Source organism: Sulfurovum sp., from assembly GCF_041551015.1.
In the GTDB taxonomy this organism is placed as follows: Bacteria; Campylobacterota; Campylobacteria; order Campylobacterales; family Sulfurovaceae; genus Sulfurovum.
The window spans coordinates 1-1,539 of sequence record NZ_JBFENQ010000214.1; the positions used below are offsets into that span (position 1 = coordinate 1).

2 protein-coding genes are annotated in these 1,539 nt (G+C 38.9%); both read left to right on the top strand.

Translation table 11 applies throughout. The features are described 5' to 3' along the window. A partial coding sequence (locus ABZC96_RS09925) for a DEAD/DEAH box helicase (RefSeq protein WP_373030836.1) occupies window positions 1–1,161 on the top strand: 1,161 nt, incomplete at its 5' end. A gap of 5 nt (window positions 1,162–1,166) precedes the next feature. Continuing rightward, window positions 1,167–1,484 (top strand): DUF6172 family protein, encoded by a 318-nt coding sequence (locus ABZC96_RS09930; RefSeq protein WP_373030837.1) that lies wholly within the window; start codon window positions 1,167–1,169, stop codon window positions 1,482–1,484. Window positions 1,485–1,539: the final 55 nt, after the last annotated feature.

Consider the following 1,539-nt stretch of genomic DNA (forward strand, 5'->3'; position numbering starts at 1 on the left):
GGTTTTACGCTTCCACTTCTTGAGCGACTTGCTCAAACACAACCAAAAATGCAGAAAAAACAGATACGTGCTTTGGTGCTTACACCTACACGTGAACTTGCAGCACAAGTAGCTGAGAGCATAAAGACATATGGTAAACATGTGCCTTACACTTCTACAGTTATATTCGGTGGGGTTGGCATCAATCCTCAATTGGCAACTATTCGTAAGGGTGTCGATATCGTTATCGCTACTCCGGGTAGACTGCTAGATATAGCAGGACAAAAAGGTATTGATTTTTCTGCGCTTGAATGTCTCATTCTAGATGAAGCTGACCGTATGCTTGACATGGGATTCATCCATGACATCAAAAAGCTTATGAAACTCATGCCGCAAAAGAGACAAACGCTTCTCTTTTCAGCAACATTCTCACCAGAGATCAAAACGTTGGCATCAGGACTTCTCAAAAACCCTGTTCTTGTAGAAGTGGCACGTCAAAACAAGACGGCTGATCAGATATCTCAAGTGGTACACTTCGTTGATAAGGGAAGAAAAAGAGAATTACTTTCTCAGCTTATTAAAGCAAAAGATTGGAAACAGGTTTTAGTCTTTACACGTACGAAGCATGGTGCAAATAAATTGACTAAACAGCTTGAAGAGTATGGTGTCTCTGCGGCGGCAATACATGGAAACAAAAGCCAGGGAGCCAGAACAAAAGCTTTGGCCTCTTTCAAAGCAAATGAGATCCGTGTACTTGTAGCTACAGACATCGCAGCAAGGGGTATAGACATAGACCAGCTTCCTCATGTGGTAAATTATGAACTTCCAAATGTACCGGAAGATTATGTTCACCGTATAGGTAGAACAGGTCGTGCAGGGCAGAGTGGTGAGGCAGTTTCTCTTGTATGTGTAGATGAACATAAGTTGCTTAAAGACATTGAAAAGTTCATTAAGTCTGACATTGAAAAAGTAGACATTGAAGCATTTAGACCAGATCCTAACATCAAAGCTGAGCCTATTCAAAATGGTAGAGGTGGAGGAAATGGTCGCGGCAACAGTGGTGGTAACTCACGCAATAAACCTCGCAGCAATAGCTCACATGCTAACAATGGTGGTAACCGTGATGGTGCTAGAAGTAACAACAGAAATAGAAATCGTAATAGAAACAAATCAGAAGGATAATTAGTATGAAAAAAATATTTAAACTTACAGATGAAAAAAAACATGAAGATCGTGTACTTGAAGCAGTAAAACATGATATACGCAAATATGTAAAACGTGAAAAGAAAAAGAAACTTGATGATGCAAAAATGACATACTGGGATTTCGACTGTAAAGTAGGTGCAACTCCAGATACAGCAGAAGTAATAGCGTATGATGAACTCATCAAAGCACTTGATGCAGTAAAAGCAACGGGTACTACAGAATGTTATGTTGAGATACTTGCAAAAGTGGTTGCAAAACCACTAAAAGAAATAGATGAAGAAGAAGTTTCTGCTGAATAATATAATACTTATTGAGTTTTGATATAATTTTAGAAAAAAGGATCAATAATATGAA